The organism is Micromonospora coriariae, assembly GCF_900091455.1.
In the GTDB taxonomy this organism is placed as follows: domain Bacteria; phylum Actinomycetota; class Actinomycetes; order Mycobacteriales; family Micromonosporaceae; genus Micromonospora; species Micromonospora coriariae.
Window position 1 is genome coordinate 2,089,929 of the sequence record NZ_LT607412.1, and the last position, 14,849, is coordinate 2,104,777.

General features: G+C 72.2%; 13 protein-coding genes. 6 read left to right on the plus strand and 7 right to left on the minus strand.

The window, feature by feature from the left end; genetic code table 11:
- Positions 1-23: 23 nt before the first annotated feature.
- Complete coding sequence (locus GA0070607_RS09740) at positions 24-1,493, minus strand: MFS transporter (protein WP_231930924.1); 1,470 nt, start codon at positions 1,491-1,493, stop codon at positions 24-26.
- A 288-nt stretch (positions 1,494-1,781) separates the two neighbouring features.
- Here GA0070607_RS09740 and GA0070607_RS09745 point away from each other — a divergent pair, with 288 nt between their 5' ends.
- A complete protein-coding gene (locus GA0070607_RS09745; RefSeq protein WP_089017916.1) occupies positions 1,782-2,261 on the plus strand; it encodes a winged helix-turn-helix transcriptional regulator in 480 nt (159 codons plus the stop codon).
- A 9-nt stretch (positions 2,262-2,270) separates the two neighbouring features.
- Here the strand turns inward: GA0070607_RS09745 and GA0070607_RS09750 are convergent, their stop codons facing one another.
- On the minus strand, positions 2,271-3,446 hold the full coding sequence (locus tag GA0070607_RS09750; RefSeq protein ID WP_089017917.1) for a zinc-dependent alcohol dehydrogenase: 1,176 nt from the start codon (positions 3,444-3,446) through the stop codon (positions 2,271-2,273).
- 170 nt (positions 3,447-3,616) lie between these two features.
- Between GA0070607_RS09750 and GA0070607_RS32285 the strand changes: the two genes are divergently transcribed.
- Complete coding sequence (locus GA0070607_RS32285; protein WP_172899008.1) at positions 3,617-3,760, plus strand: hypothetical protein; 144 nt, start codon at positions 3,617-3,619, stop codon at positions 3,758-3,760.
- Between the two features lie 53 nt (positions 3,761-3,813).
- Here GA0070607_RS32285 and GA0070607_RS09755 read toward each other — a convergent pair whose 3' ends face one another.
- The 5 genes from GA0070607_RS09755 to GA0070607_RS09775 are packed head-to-tail and all read right to left on the minus strand — an operon-like array spanning position 3,814 to position 11,203.
- The gene (locus tag GA0070607_RS09755; protein ID WP_089017918.1) at positions 3,814-6,030 is read right to left on the minus strand and encodes a glycoside hydrolase family 27 protein; all 2,217 of its coding nucleotides are present in this window, start codon (positions 6,028-6,030) and stop codon (positions 3,814-3,816) included.
- A 47-nt stretch (positions 6,031-6,077) separates the two neighbouring features.
- Entirely contained in the window at positions 6,078-8,171 is a 2,094-nt protein-coding gene (locus GA0070607_RS09760) for an alpha-galactosidase (RefSeq protein ID WP_089017919.1), read from the minus strand.
- Positions 8,168-8,989: a carbohydrate ABC transporter permease gene (locus GA0070607_RS09765; protein ID WP_157743121.1), complete on the minus strand. Its 822-nt coding sequence runs from the start codon at positions 8,987-8,989 to the stop codon at positions 8,168-8,170. Before GA0070607_RS09765 ends, GA0070607_RS09760 begins: the two co-directional genes overlap by 4 nt.
- Positions 8,989-9,906: a carbohydrate ABC transporter permease gene (locus GA0070607_RS09770; RefSeq protein WP_089017920.1), complete on the minus strand. Its 918-nt coding sequence runs from the start codon at positions 9,904-9,906 to the stop codon at positions 8,989-8,991. Before GA0070607_RS09770 ends, GA0070607_RS09765 begins: the two co-directional genes overlap by 1 nt.
- A gap of 1 nt (position 9,907) precedes the next feature.
- Positions 9,908-11,203: an ABC transporter substrate-binding protein gene (locus GA0070607_RS09775; RefSeq protein WP_089017921.1), complete on the minus strand. Its 1,296-nt coding sequence runs from the start codon at positions 11,201-11,203 to the stop codon at positions 9,908-9,910.
- A gap of 147 nt (positions 11,204-11,350) precedes the next feature.
- Here GA0070607_RS09775 and GA0070607_RS09780 point away from each other — a divergent pair, with 147 nt between their 5' ends.
- The 4 genes from GA0070607_RS09780 to GA0070607_RS09795 are packed head-to-tail and all read left to right on the plus strand — an operon-like array spanning position 11,351 to position 14,841.
- On the plus strand, positions 11,351-12,109 hold the full coding sequence (locus tag GA0070607_RS09780; protein ID WP_231930926.1) for an SDR family NAD(P)-dependent oxidoreductase: 759 nt from the start codon (positions 11,351-11,353) through the stop codon (positions 12,107-12,109).
- A 37-nt stretch (positions 12,110-12,146) separates the two neighbouring features.
- Positions 12,147-12,857, plus strand: coding sequence for a FadR/GntR family transcriptional regulator (locus tag GA0070607_RS09785; protein ID WP_089017923.1), 711 nt, complete (start codon positions 12,147-12,149; stop codon positions 12,855-12,857).
- Complete coding sequence (gene dgoD, locus GA0070607_RS09790) at positions 12,854-13,999, plus strand: galactonate dehydratase (RefSeq protein ID WP_089017924.1); 1,146 nt, start codon at positions 12,854-12,856, stop codon at positions 13,997-13,999. The genes GA0070607_RS09785 and dgoD overlap by 4 nt, the downstream gene beginning before the upstream one ends.
- On the plus strand, positions 13,993-14,841 hold the full coding sequence (locus tag GA0070607_RS09795) for an aldose epimerase family protein (RefSeq protein WP_089017925.1): 849 nt from the start codon (positions 13,993-13,995) through the stop codon (positions 14,839-14,841). The genes dgoD and GA0070607_RS09795 overlap by 7 nt, the downstream gene beginning before the upstream one ends.
- Positions 14,842-14,849 lie beyond the last annotated feature (8 nt).

Genomic DNA, 14,849 nt, shown 5'->3' on the forward strand with positions numbered 1-14,849 from the left:
CACCGGCGGCGGGTGTGACAGCCCTAGTGCCGGTGCGGCCGGTTCCGGACGAGGGCGAGGGCGAGCACGGCGGTCGCGAGGAAGACGATGCCGTTGACCCGCAGGCCGGCCTGCACGCCGGCGGTCAGCGCCTCGGCGAGCGCTGATCGGACCGGCTCGGGCAGCGCCGGGCCACCGCTGGCGCCGCCGACCACCGCCGTCCGCACCGCCGTCCGGGTGGGCTCGCCCACCTGGTGAGCGGCGAGCCGGTCGGGCAGGTCGGCCAGCATCGTGGTGGTGAGCAGCGTGCCCAGCAGGGACGAGCCGAGCACCGAGCCGACCTGGCGAGCGGCGTTGACCGCGCCGGACGCCATGCCCGCCTGGGCGGGCGCGACGCTGGCGAGCGCCGCCGCGGTCGCCGGGGCCACCACGAGGGCGCTGGCGGCGCCGAACAGCGCCAGCAGCGGCCAGCGGTGGTCGAACGGGGTGGTCGGGCCCTGGGCTGCCAGACCGAAGCTGGCCAGGGCACCGAGGACGAGACCGACGGTGAGGGGAGCCTTGAACCCGGTACGGCGGATCGTCCGCCCGGCGGCGAAGGCGACGACCGCGTAGACACCGAAGAGCACCAGCATCCGCCAGCCGGTGTCCAGCGGGCTGAGCGCCTGAGCACGTTCGTGGAACAGGACGAGCAGGATCGCCACGCCGGTGAAGCCGAACAGCGACACCGCCGCGACGACCATGACGGCGCTGAACGACGCGGACCGGAACAGCCGTACGTCGAGCATCGGCGCGCTGGTACGCAGCTCGACCAGCACGAACCCGACCAGCGCGGCGGCGGAGACGATCCAGGTCGTCGCCACGACCGGGCTGGTGTAGCCGTCCCGGCCGCCCCTGATCATGGCGTAGACGGCTGCGGCGATGGCGATGGTGCCGAGCAGCAGGCCGGGCACGTCCAGGCGGCCCGCGCCCTGGCGGGACTCGGCCACCCCGATCGCGGCCACGACCAGGGTGACCACGCCCAGCACGATCGCCGACAGAAAGACGCTGTGCCAGTGGAAGTGCCGCAGCAGCGTGCCGGCCATCAAAGGCCCGACCGCCAGGCCGATGCCGGAGGCGGCCGACCAGGCGGTGATGACCTCGGTGCGTCGGTGCGGGTCGGTGAAGGTCGCGCCGAGGATCGCCAGGCTGTTCGGCAGGCTCAGGGCCCCGCCGAGGCCCGCCACCAACTGCCCGGCGATCACCCAGGCCACGGTGGGGGCCTCGGCGACCACGGCACCGCCAAGGATCATGGCGAGGATGCCGGCCGCGAACATCCGCTTGCGCCCGTACCGGTTGCCCAACGTCGCGGCGGACAGGACCAGACTCGCCACCACCAGGGTGTAGGCGCTGGGAATCCAGATCAGGGTGGTCGGATCCACGCCCAGGTCCCGCTGGATGGTGGTCAGGGCGGAGACGGTCGCGGTGATCTGGAGGAACGTGATCATCGAGCCCAGGCACATGGCGATCAAGGTCACCGCGTGGGAGCCCCGAACGGATGGGCGCGCGGTGGCGGCCGACGCGGGCGTGCTCGCGTGGCGCGGGAGTGCTGATCCGCTCGGGGCCGTGGTGCGCTGGTCGGTCACAGGGCGTCCTAGGGGTTCGATCCGCGCGGGTGCCGGGGTCGACGGCGCACGGCGGGGAGGCGGACGGCGCCGATCAGGCAGCGCCGGTTGAGATGTGCTGACTTGCGCACAGCGAAGTCAGCATGCCCCCAGTGAAGCACCTGACTAGCAGTTGCGCAAGTCAGGTCGTACGCTTGTGGCATGGCGGATCTACTTGACGACCGTGACTCCTGGTCGATGGCGAACTGCTCGGTCGCCCGCGCGATGGACATCGTCGGCAGCAGATCGACCATGCTGATCATGCGTGAGGCATTGCTCGGTACGCGCCGTTTCGATGACTTCGTCCGCCGGGTCGGGGTCGGTGAGCCCGCCATGGCCGCGCGGCTCAAGGAACTGGTCGCGGCCGGCCTGCTCGAACGGATCCCCTACCGGGAGCCGGGGCAGCGCACCCGCCACGAATACCAGCTCACGCCCAAGGGCCGTGAACTGCTCCCGGTGGTCACCGCCCTGCGCAACTGGGGTGACACCTGGGCCGCCGACGACACCGGCCCCGGCCTCCTCGTCACCCACCGCGGTTGCGGCAAGCCGATCCGCGCGGTGCTCCGCTGCGAAGCCGGCCACGACGTGAAAGAGAACGAGACCGACATCCTCGCCGGGCCGGGCCTGATCCGACGCGGGTGACCGCGGGCGTCATCCGGCGGGTTCGAAGACGGCCCGTACGCAGCCGTCGATCTTGTTCTTGAACATGTTGTAGCCCTGCGGAGCCTGGTCGAGCGGCATGGTGTGGGTCGCCAGGTGCTCGGTGACCAGTTCGTCCCGCGCCATCCGTTCGAGCAACATCGGAATGTAGCGGTGGCCGTGCTGCTGGGCGCCGCGCAGCGTGAGGCCCTTGTTCATCACCGCGCCGAGCGGGAACCTGTCCACCAGACCGGCGTAGGCACCGAGCAGGAACACGCTGCCACCCTTGCGGCAGTTGTGGATCGCGTCCCGGGCGGCGACCGGTCCGTCCGACTCCGGCCGCAACTGCTGCTTGATCTGGTCGTACCAGGATTGCGGGCCGGTGCTGTGCGAGTCCATCCCGACCGCCTCGATGCACACGTCCGGCCCCCGCCCGCCGCTGCGTTCCAGCAGCTCGCCGCCCACATCGTGGCTCTGGTAGTTGAGGGTCTCCACCCCCAGGTGCGTCTCCGCCATCCGTAGCCGGTCGTCGAAGCGGTCGATCACGACGACCCGCTCGGCGCCCAGCAGCACCGCTGCCCGCGCCGCCATCTGGCCCACCCCGCCGGCTCCCCACACCGCCACCACGTCACCGGGCCGGACACCGCCCAGGTCGGCGCCCATCCACCCGGTGGGAGCGGCGTCGGAGGCGAACAGCGCACGCTCGTCGCTCACCCCGTCCGGAACGGGAAACGCCCCCTGGTCCGCGTAGGGGACCCGGATGTACTCCGCATGACTGCCCGCGAAGCCGCCGAGGGCGTGGGAGTAGCCGTAGCAGCCGCCCGGTATCGGACCCCGGGCGCTCTCGGTGGCCGCCGGGTTGGTGTTGCCGTTGTCGCACAGCGAGAACTGCTGCTGCTGGCAGTACCAACAGCGCCCGCACGAGATGAACGAGCAGACCACCACCCGGTCGCCCACCCGGTGCTTACGCACCTGGGGGCCCACCTCGACCACCTCACCCAGGAACTCGTGGCCGAGGACGTCACCGCGCTCCATGAAGGGGATGTAGCCGCCCAGCAGGTGCAGGTCGGAGCCGCAGGTCACCGTCTTGCGCACCTGGATGATCGCGTCCTGCTCGTTGCGCAGCTGCGGCTCCGGCACCTGGGTCACCGCCAGTTCGTCGGCGCCCTGCCACACCAGTGCCTTCACCGCCGCCCCTCCCGTCGGCCCCGCCGCGTCCCGTCCGGTCCGACGCTAGCGGCGAGCCGACGCGGCGGCGGGTGGTTCAGCCCGGGCCGGCGGTCCAAAATGACGCGCAAAGTACCCGTGACGTTACTAGCTTGTTTCCAAGGTTTCCGGCAGGTTACGAGGCCGTCCTGGTGCTGGCCGAGGCGGCTGTGGCGGCGGGCGAACCGACGCGGGCCGCGTCGGCGGTGGCCGAGCTGGAGGCCGGCATCGAGGGCCGCGACGCACCACTCGCCTGGGCCGTCCTGCGCCGGTGCCGGGAACTCGTGCCGGCCTGACGCGGATGGCGTGCCGCCGGCGAACGGAGCCGCCGACGGCACGCCACAATGGATCAGAGAACGATCTGGTGCACCCGGTCGTCGACGCCGCGTACGGCCAGCCAGGCGCTGCCGTCGGCGCCGGCCGCGGCACCCGGTGCGCCCCGGAACGCGTCGGTGGCGAACTCGCCACGCCGGAACCAGCCGCCCCACGCCCCGTCGACCAGATTGCGCTGCCAGAGCCGGTTGTCGGCGGCCAGCGCGAAGAGGTAGACCCGTCCCTCGGTGGCGAGCAGGGTCGGGCTGCCGCTGGTGGTGCCGCCGAGGCTGGTCCAGGCCGACCAGGTGGTGCCGGTCCGGCTGCGCCACCACAACTCGTCGGTCCGGCTGCGCACCGCGACGTGCAGCACGCCGGCGTCGTCGACGACGGCACTCGGCCGTCCGTAGATCGGCCGGTCCTCGGGTGCGCCGATGCCCGTCCAGCCGCTGTTCGGGGTACGCGAGAAGAGCTTGCCGTCGGCACCGCGGACGATCAGCGTCCACCCGGTCGGGCTGGTCCAGGCCACCGTGGGCCCGTCGGTCACCGAGCCGCCGAGGCTGCGCCACGGCCCCCACTTCCCGGCGACGTAACTGCGCTGCCAGGCCGCGTTGTCGGTGCCCCGCACGAACACGTCGATCCGTCCGCCGGCGGAGCCGTACGCCGCCGGCTGGCCGAGGATCCGGCCGCCGACCGGGCCGCCGAGGGAGGTCCACCGGGTTCCCCAGGTCGCGCCCGAGCGGGTGTTCACCGCCAACGCGCCCTGCGTCGTGCGGACGAAGGCGGTGGCGTGCGTGTCGTCCACCCGGACCAGCGCGGGGCTGGCGCTGGCGGAGCCGCCGAGGCTGGCACCGGCGACCTGGTCGGCGCCGGTCAGGCCGAGCATGGCCACCCCGTGCGCCGGCACCTGGACGGTGTACGAGCCGGTGAACGGCTGGACCCCGGCCGTGCCGGGCTCGGCGTCGACGGTGGTGCGGGCCCACAGGTCGCGGACCGCGACCGGCCCGCCGAGCGCGACGTCCGCGAAGTTGACAGTGATCTCCTGGGCGGTGTCGTGCCGGTTCAACAGCGCGACCGCCCGCCGGCCGGAACCGGTGAGCACCTTGCTCCAGACCTGCGCGTCGACCCCGGTGTCAGCGACCTTGACACCCTGCCGGACCAGCCGGTCCTGGTTCACGGCGATGATCTCCGGATTGGTCAGCGCCGAGATCATCTCGCTGGGCAGACCGCGCGGGTCGGAGCCGATGACCAACGGAGCGGCCATGATGGACCACATGCCGAGCTGCGTCTTGGACTCATCCAGGCTCAGCTCGTACCCGCCGCCGGGCAGCGGACGCATCGGCAGCAGGTAGTCCGGGTCGTTGTAGTGACCCGGCCCGGTGGCCGCCGGGTGGTACGCGTTGACGTCCATGTTGCGCAGCACCCAGGGGAACGCCCACTGCGGCGTCGGGTCGGTGAGCCCCACGTCGGTGTAGGTCCGCCAGGAGTCGGCCACGGTCGGCGCGTACGTGTAGGTCCAGGTGGAGAGCTGCTCCGGGGTGTACGGGCCGCCGCCCCAGTCGGAGCTGACCGGGTTGCAGATGTTGAGCAGCATCGGCCGGGGCGACTGGCGTACCGCGTCGGCGAGCTCGCGGAAGGTCGCCTCCGGGTCCAGGCCGGCGGCACGGCCGCAGAGCCAGTCAGCCTTGAGCGCGTCGAAACCCCAGCCGGCGAACTGGGCCACGTCGGCCCGGTAGTGGCCGTTGCTGCCCAGCCCACACTGCCCGGGCAGGTACGGCCCGGCGTCGGTGTAGATGCCGGCCTTCATCCCCTTGCTGTGGATGTACGCGGCCAGTGCGCCCATCCCGCCGGGGAACCGGGCAGAGTCGGCGACCAGCCGGCCGGCCTCGTCACGCGGGGTGGGCGCGGCCCAGTTGCCGTCGATCCAGACGTAGGTGTAGCCGGCGTCCCGCAGGCCGCTGCTGACCATGAAGTCGGTGACCGACCGGACCTCGGCCTCGGTGGGATCGCCACCGAGACCGAAGTAGGTGTTCCAGCCCTGGTAGGGCGTCGGGGCCAACCCGCTGTTGAAGAAGGTCGGCGCCCCCTGGTCCTCGGCGCCGGTGGCGGCCGGGGTGTGGCCGGGCCGGCCGTGGCCGTGGCCACCTGCCTGGGACGGATCGGCGTGCGGTGGACCGGCCGTGGCCGGCAGCGGGCCGACCAGGCCCAGGCCGAGCACGGCCAGGGCGACGGTCAGCGGTCGGATCAGGCGCATGGGGGTACTCCTGTCCCTCGAGGGTGGGGTGCGGTGGTGCCCCGGCCTCAGTCGCGGCTCAGCACGATGAGGTCGGCGTCGTGGGTCGCGCTCCAGTGCACCGGCAGGCCGACCGAGCTGAGGTGGCTGCCGGAGTAGTGCCGGTCGCCGTGCCGGTAGCGGGCGGCCGGGTCGAGGCCCCGCAGCGGCAGCCGGACCGGGCGGGACGGGAGCAGGCCGGCGCCGTCGAGCCGGCCGGTGTGCCAGGCCAGCACGACCACGCGGCGCTCGTCCGGCGCGGTGTACTGCACCGCGCAGCGGGCCTGGTCGGGCCCGCCGATCAGGTGCGCCTCGCCGTACGTGACGACGTCCCGGATCTCCTTGTACCTGGCGATCCAGCCGGCCGCCTCGGCCCGCTCGACGGCGGTCCAGGCCCGGATGTCCGCGCCGATGCCGAGCACGCCGGCCATCGCGAGCACGAACCGGAACGCCAGCGAGCGCGGACGCGGATCGAACAGGCCGGGCGCGTCGGTGACCCAGGAGCTGAGCAGGTGCGGTGCGTTGGCATGCAGGAAGCCGTACTGGATGGCCAGCCGGTCCAGCGGGCCGGTGTTGTCGCTGGGCCAGAACACGTCGGCCCGGGCGGCCATCGCCAGGTCGGTCCGCGCTCCCCCGCCGGCACACGCCTCGATCAGCACGCCGGGGTGGTCCCGGCGCAACCGGTCGTAGATCCGGTGCAGGTTGGTCACGTGCGCGCCGTCCAGGTCGAGCGGGCCGACCCCGTCCGGACGCCCCGGCTCGGTACGCGGCCGGTTGAAGTCCCACTTCAGGTAGTCGATGTCGTACCGACGGAGCAGATCATCCACTGTGGAGTGGACGAACTCTGCGACCTCCGGCCGGCCCAGGTCGAGCAGGTACTGGTTGCGTACGGGGGTGAGCGGACGGCCGTGCACGGCATAGACCCACTCCGGGTGCTCGGCGTAGAGCCGGGACCGTGGGTTGACGCACTCCGGCTCGACCCAGAGCCCGAAGTTGAGCCCGAGCGCGCGGACGTCGGCGATGAACGCGTCGAACCCGGCCGGGAACTTCGCCGGATCCGGCGTCCAGTCGCCCAGCCCGGCGGTGTCGTCGTCGCGGCCGACGAACCAGCCGTCGTCCACCACGAACGTCTCCACGCCCATCTCGGCGGCGATCTCGGCGAGCGCCAACTGGCTCTTCGCCTCGACAGCGAAGTAGGTGGCCTCCCACGAGTTGTAGAGCACCGGGCGCGGCGTCAGCCGCTCCCCGGCGAGCAGCCGCTGGTGGGTGTGCCAGACCCGGGCCAGGCCGTCCAGGCCGTCCAGGCTGTACGCCCCGGTGGCCACCGGCAGCGTCAGTCGGTCGCCGGGGCCCAGCTCCAGCGGGCCGTCGACCAACTGGCGGCCGGCGCGGACCCGGGTCAGGCCGCCGGTGTCCCGCTCGGCGCTGATCTCCCACGAGCCGGTCCAGGCCAGCGCCATCGCCCAGGCCGGGCCGGTCGGCTCGGCGGCGTCCCGCACGGCCAGCCAGGGCACGTGCAGGTGCCCGGGCACGCCCTGCGCGCTGCCGATGGTGAACGTGCCGTGGCCCAGCTCGACGTGGGAGAGCTGGAACTCCTGTGCCCACTGCCCCCACTGGTGGCTGAGCAGCGCGCCGTGCGGTGTCGGCACGCAGAACCCGGCCGACCCGGCCCGGACGACCCGCAGTGAGCCGGTGCCGTCGTTGATCAGCTCGACCCACCGCTGCACCACGTCGGTCCCGGCGGGCACCCGGTAGTGCACGATGGCGCGCAGCCCGGTGACCGGGTCGGCGAAACCGACCGCCAGCTCCCGCTGGTCGGCGTCGATCCGCACGTCGGTGTGGCCGAACCCCACCCGGCGCTCCCCGCTGGCGGTCTCCACCACCAGGTCGGCGCCGGTGAACGGCCGGTCGGCGTCGGTCGCGTACTCGATCGGGGCGGCGTCCCCGGCGGTGAGGAACGGCACAGGGCCGTCGTAGGCGACCGGGGACGGGCCGTCGGACACGCCGTGCGGACCCCACGCGACCAGCTCCAGCCAGCGGCCGTGCGCCGGCACGGTCACGGTGTACTCGGTGTGCGCGCCGCGCAGCGTCCAGCGCTGCCCGCCCGGCGCGGGGGCGGTCACTTGACCGCCCCGAGCGCCAGGCCGGAGACGAAGTGCCGCTGGAAGCGCAGGAAGACCGCGACGGTGGGGACGGCCGCGATGACCGTGCCGGCGGCGATGACATTCCAGGACGAGACGAACTGCCCCTGGAGGCCGAGCAGCGCCGGGGTGACCGGCATGTTGTCGTCGGTACGCAGCACGGTGATCGCCCAGAGCAGGTCGTTGAAGATCCAGGTGAAGGAGAGCGCCCCGAGCGCGGCCAGCGCGGGCCTGGTCAGCGGCAGCATCACCCGGGTGAAGATCTGCGCCGTGCCGGCGCCGTCGATCGTGGCCGCCTCCTGGATCTCACCCGGCAGGTCCCGCATGAAGCCGTGCAGGACGAAGGTGTAGAAGCCGAGCCCGAAGCCGACCTGTACCGCGATCAGCGCCCACAGCGTGTCGTACAGGCCGGTCAGCTCGCTGAACTTGGACACCGGGATGAGCAGGATCTGCGGTGGCAGCAGGTTGCCGGCGAGCATCAGCAGCAGGATTGTCCGCCGGCCGGGGATCCGGAAGCGGCTCAGCGCGAACGCGGCCATCGCGGCCAGACCCAGGCTCAGCGCCACCGACGGGATGGTGACCAGCATGCTGTTGATGAGGGCGCGCAGCTCGCCGCCGTCGGTCCACGCCTGCCGGTAGGTGTCCAGCGTGAACGAGCGGGGCAGGCTGCCGACCCCGTGCGCGGCGATGTCGTCGAACGACCGGGTGGACATCACCACGACCCAGAGCACCGGCCCGAGCCAGAGCAGCGAGAGCAGGATCATTCCGGTGTGGAAGGCCCCGGTGCGGAGCTTGTTCATCACGCTTCCTCCCGGAACGCGCGGACCAGGTAGCCGAGGATGACCGCCAGCGCCAGCACGAAGATCACGACGGCGATCGCGGAGGCGTAGCCCAGCCGCAGGCCCTGGAACGCTGTCGAGTACATGTAGGTGCTCAGCAGCTCCGACGAGTGGTACGGCCCGCCCTTGGTGAGCGACCACACGATGTCGAACGAGCGCAGCGAGTCGATCACGATGACCGAGAGCACGACCGCGTTGACCCCCTTGAGCTGGGGGATGGTCACGTGCCGCAACCGCTGCCACGAGTTGGCGCCGTCCATCCGGGCCGCCTCGTGCAGCGCCGGGTCGATCGCCTTCAGCCCGGCCAGGAACAGCACCATCACGTAGCCGATCTGCCGCCACAGCGCGGGCAGGATCACCGCGTACAGCGCGGTCTGCGGGTCGGCGAGCCAGGGCCGGATCAGCTGCTCCAGGCCGATGGCCCGCAGCAGCGTGTCGGCGATCCCGTCGGGTTGGTAGAAGACCCGCCAGACCAGCGCGGTCACCACCAGCGAGAAGACCACCGGGGTGAACAGCGCGGCCCGGTAGAAGCCGACCCCGCGTCGCTCCTTCTGCAGGACCAGCGCCATGCCGAAGCCGCCCAGCACGGAGAGGCCGCCGAAGAGGACCAGCCAGATCACCGTGTTGAGCAGCGCGCCCCGGAAGGTGGCATCGCCAGCCATCTCCACGTAGTTGTCGACGCCGACGAAGGTGGGCGGCGACATGCCGTCCCAGCGGGTGAGGGAGAACCAGAAACCCTGGACCGCCGGCCAGAAGACCCAGACGCTCTCGACCAGGAACGGCACGAGGACGAACGCCACCAGCAGCGGCGACAGTCGGGCCGACCGTCGCCGCCGCCGGGTGGGGGTGACCGAAGTCGTGGAGATCGTTGCTGTCACGTCAGCCCTTGAAGACCTTCTCGGCGCTGCTCTGCCACTCCCGCAGGATCGCGTCGATCTGGTCCGGCTTGTCCATGAACTTGGTCAGCGCGGTGTCCGCGGTCGGCTGGAGCGCGTCGCTGGAGTCGCGGTTGAAGAACTGGGTCAGCTCCTTGGCCTCGTCGAGCATCGCCTTGCCCTTGACCACCAGCGGCGAGTCGGATGCCTTGGCCTTCGGGTTGGCCGGCAGCACGATGCCGGAGCTGGCCTTGACGTACGCCTCCTGCGCCTCGACGCCGGCCAGGTAGGTGAGCAGAGCCTTGGTGCCGGTGGGGTTGGCGGTCTTCGCGCTGGCGAAGAAGCCGTCGGTCGGGGCCTCCTCGGCCAGCGGCACCGCCGGGTCGATGATCGGGAACCGGAAGAAGTCCAGGTCGCCGAGAGCATCCTTGGGCGCCGCGTCGGCGAAGAAGGTGCCGATCAGGAACATGCCGGTCTTGCCGGCCAGCAGGGCGGTGGTCGCCTCCTGGAACGGGTACGCCTTGCCCTTGGGGTCGAAGTAGGGCAGGGCCTCGCGCCAGCGGGTGAAGACCGCCTTGACCTTGGGGTCGTCGAAGCGCTGCTTGCCGGCGAGCAGCTCGCGGTGGAACGGGGCGCCGTTGATCCGGATGTTGAGGTAGTCGAACCAGGCGGACGCCACCCACGGGGTGTCGCCGAGACCGATGCCGATGGGCGGAATGCCCTTGCTCTTCAGCGTCTCGCACAGCGCCAGGAACTCGGTCCAGGTCTTCGGCTCCTGCACGCCCCACTTGGCGAAGTTGGACTTGCGGTAGAAGAAGCCCCACCAGTAGTTGTTCATCGGCACGAAGACCTGCTTGCCGCTGGCGTCGGCGGAGAGGGTGCGCAGCGACTGGGGGTAGTCGCCCAGCGACTTCCAGACGTCGGAGACGTCCAGCAGGAGGTTGCGGCTGGCGTAGTCGTTGGCGACCGAGCCCGCGTACCAGGTGTAGAGGTCCGGCGGGTTGGCCGAGGTCAGGTACGTCGGCAGCTGGGTCCGGAAGGTCTCCGAGGCGATCGTGTTGAGGCTCGCCGTGCCCTTGCCCTGCGCGTTGAAGTTCGCGATCAGCTTCTCCATCGCCGCCTTGGCCTGCGGCGAGGAGAGATTGGACTGGATGGTGACCGCGCCGGAGCCGTTGCCCGCCGTCGGCCCGCTCGCGGAGCTGGCGCACGCGCTGAGGAACGAGCTGGCGCCGAGGGCGCCCAGGCCGGCGAGCCCGAGGTGGCCAAGGAATCGCCGGCGACCGGGGTCGAAGTCGCTCACGGGGGGTGTCCTTCCTCTACGACACGTAGCGTCACGGCGCAATGTGTCGGCCATGTGAATGGTGTGACCAGAAGGTTGCATCGGCCCTCGGCGGCTGTCAAGATATCTTCGTAATTAATGATTAGATGAGATCAAGGCGAGGGTCAGGTGGATCAGCTTATGCGCCGGCTTGAGGGCAAGAACGCGCTGGTCACCGGCGCGATGGGCGGGATCGGCCAAGCCATCGCCCGACGGCTCGCCGCCGAGGGAGCGACAGTCGCGCTGTTCGACGTGGCCGATTCGACCCCGCTGGCCGACGAGCTGACCGCCCGGGGCGATCGAGCACTGTCCGTAGTGGGCGATGTCAGCGACGAGGCCGACTGGTCGGCCGCCGTGGCGGCGGTGCACGGCAGCCTCGGCCCGGTGGACATCCTGGTCAGCACCGCGTACGCGGTGCAGGTCGCCCCGGCACACGAGACCAGCCGACAGTCCTGGGACCACCAGCTCGGGGTCAGCCTCACCGGCTCGTTCCTCGGCGTACGCGCCTGCCTGGACGACCTGCGGGCACGCGCCGGCGCGGTGGTGCTGATCTCCTCGGTGCACGCGCTGGTCGGGCTGCCCGGCCGGCCCGCGTACGCCGCGGCCAAGGGCGGCCTCGTCGCGCTCGGCCGCCAGCTCGCCGTGGAGTACGGCCCGCAGGTGCGGGTCAACACCGTGCTGCCCGGGCCGATCCTCACCGGCGCCTGGGCCGAGGTGTCCGAAGAGGACCGCCGACGCAGCGTCGCGGAGACCGTGGCGAAGCGGTTCGGCACGCCGGACGAGGTGGCCGCGACGGTGGCCTTCCTCGCCTCACCGGACGCCGCCTACGTCACCGGCGCGAGCCTGGTGGTGGACGGTGGCTGGACAGCGGTGAAAGCCTCGGCCTGAGAGATCGATACCGACCAGCGAGAAGGCCAGGAGAGCATTGGCACAGTACGCACGCCGCGGCGTCCACGGGCAGACCGTCGAAGCCATCGCCCGCCGCATCCTCACCGGTGAGATCCCCGCCGGGGCGACCCTGAACATCGTCGCGCTGCAGGAGGAGTTCGACGTCAGCCTGACGGCGCTGCGCGAGGCGCTCAAGGTCCTCTCGGCCAAGGGCATCGTCGACGCCCGGCAGAAGCGCGGCACGTTCGTCCGGCCGCGGGCGGACTGGAACCTGCTCGACGGTGACGTGATCCGCTGGCAGTTCGCCGAGGGCCCCCACGAGCGCCTGCTCGACCAGCTGCACGAGGTACGCGCCATCATCGAGCCGGCCGCCGCACGGCTGGCCGCCAGCCGGGCCACCGAGGATGACATCGCCGCGCTCGACCGGGCGCTGGTCGAGATGGCCGAGGCCAACGGCGATCCCGCCGCAGCCGTCGCCGCCGACCTCTCCTTCCACCGCGCGCTGCTCGCCGCCACCCACAACGAGCTGCTGGAGCGCATGGAGGTGGTGATGGAGACCGGGCTCGCCGAGCGGGACCGGCTGGTGCACGGCGGCGCGCCGCACGACGACCCGGTGCCCAGCCACCGCGCGGTGGTCGACGCGCTGCGCGCACGCGACGAGACGGCGACCGAGACCGCCATGCGTGAGTTGCTGGACAAGGCCGTCCGGGACGTCGAGAAGGCACGGGGACAGAGGGGCAGTCAGTGAAGATCGAGCGGATCGAGACCTTCCTGGTCGCGCCACGGTGGTTGTTCTGCCGGGTGGAGACCGACGACGGGCTGGTCGGGTGGGGTGAGCCCGTGGTCGAGGGGCGTGCCGAGGTGGTGCGCAGCGCGGTCGAGGTGCTCTCCGAATACCTGATCGGCGAGGATCCGCTCCGGATCGAGCAGCACTGGCAGGTGCTCACCAAGGGCGGCTTCTACCGCGGCGGTCCGATCCTCTCCAGCGCGGTCGCCGGCCTCGACCAGGCGCTCTGGGACATCGCCGGGCAGGCGTACGGGGCCCCCGTGCACGCGCTGCTCGGTGGGGCCGTGCGGGACCGGGTGCGGATCTACTCCTGGATCGGCGGGGACGAGCCCGACGAGGTGGCCGACGCCGCCGCCGCGCAGGCCGCCGCCGGTCTCACCGGGGTCAAGATGAACGCCTGCGGTCGGCTCTCCGCCATCCCCACCTCCGCCGAGGTGGACGCGGTGGTCGGTCGGGTCGCCGCCGCCCGGGAGGTGCTCGGCCCCGACCGGGACATCGCACTGGACTTCCACGGCCGGGCCGGGCTGGCCGCGATACGCCGGATCCTGCCCGAGCTGGCCCCCCTGCGTCCCTTCTTCGTGGAGGAACCGGTCCTGCCCGACCAGGCCCACCACCTGCGCGACATCGTCGCCGGCACGCCGATCCCGGTGGCCACCGGGGAACGGCTCTACGGCCGCTCCGAGTTCCTCGGCCCGTTGCAGGCCGGGGTCGCCGTGGTGCAGCCGGACCTGTCGCACGCCGGCGGGATCTCCGAGGTGCGCCGGATCGCGGCACTGGCCGAGACGTACGGCGCGTTGCTGGCCCCGCACTGCCCGCTCGGCCCGATCTCGCTGGCGGCCAGCCTCCAGGTGGCCTTCGCGACGCCGAACTTCCTGATCCAGGAGCAGAGCATCGGCATCCACTACCACTCCGGCTCGGAGCTGCTGGACTACCTGGTCGACCCGGAGCCGTTCCGGTTCGTGGACGGGCACATCGCCCGGCCCGACCGGCCCGGGCTGGGCATCACCGTGGACGAGGCGGCGGTGCGGCAGGCCGCCCGTACCCCGCACGCCTGGCGAAACCCGGTCTGGCAGCACCGCGACGGGTCGTTCGCCGAATGGTGACCGGAGCGGCCGGGCCCGTGCCGGTGCCGCTGCGGGTGGCGTACGACCCGACGCGCGGCGGCCGGTGGACCAGCCTGCGCGGCGGCGGCCGGGAGTGGCTCTGGCGGGGGCCGGAGCCCGGCCGGCACGAGGTACGCCCCGGCGCCGCGTTCATCGACGCCGGAGGGCTGGAGGAGTGCCTGCCCACAGTGCGTGGTCGGCCCGACCACGGCGAGGTGTGGTCCCGGCCCTGGCGGACAGCCGGTCCCGGCACGGTGGTCATCGAGCGCCCCGCGTTCACGTTGACCCGCCGGATCACCGAGCGGAACGGCGTTGTGGTGGCCGACTACCGGCTGGCCGCTGAGCCCGGCCACCGATTCGTGTGGGCGGCGCACGCCCTGTTCGACCTCACCGAGGGGGCCCGTCTCGACGCACCCGCCGGCACCCTCACCCGGCTGCACCCGGAGGCCGCCGCGCTGTTGCCCCCGGGCACCTGGCCCGCCGGCAGCCCCTGGCTGACCGGCCCCTGGCCGGCACCGGCCGGGCTGACGCTGGATACGCTGGGCCCGGACGACGGGACCGCGCTCGGCGCCGTGCTGCTCGACTGCCCCCGCGTTCAGGTCACCGACGGCACCGACCGGCTGACGCTTGAGCTGGAGTGCGCCGGCCAGCCCCGCAGCACCGCGCTCTGGCGCAACCTGGGCGGCTGGCCCGCCACCACGCCCTACCGCAGTATCGGTGTCGAGCCGATGCTCGGCGCCGCCTTCGACCTGGCCGATGCCGGGTCGTCCGACGCGGCGGTCGTCCCGCCCGCCGGTGAGGTCGCCTGGCGGCTCACCATCTCCGCCCACCGCTTCCACTGAGGACGATC

Excerpts from the sequence above, each read along its gene's own strand:
- GA0070607_RS09745 (WP_089017916.1), top strand. The coding sequence starts at position 1,782 with ATGGCGGATCTACTTGACGACCGTGACTCCTGGTCGATGGCGAACTGC.
- GA0070607_RS09755 (WP_089017918.1), bottom strand. The coding sequence starts at position 6,030 with ATGCGCCTGATCCGACCGCTGACCGTCGCCCTGGCCGTGCTCGGCCTG.
- GA0070607_RS09795 (WP_089017925.1), top strand. The coding sequence starts at position 13,993 with ATGGTGACCGGAGCGGCCGGGCCCGTGCCGGTGCCGCTGCGGGTGGCG.
- GA0070607_RS09765 (WP_157743121.1), bottom strand. The coding sequence starts at position 8,989 with ATGAACAAGCTCCGCACCGGGGCCTTCCACACCGGAATGATCCTGCTC.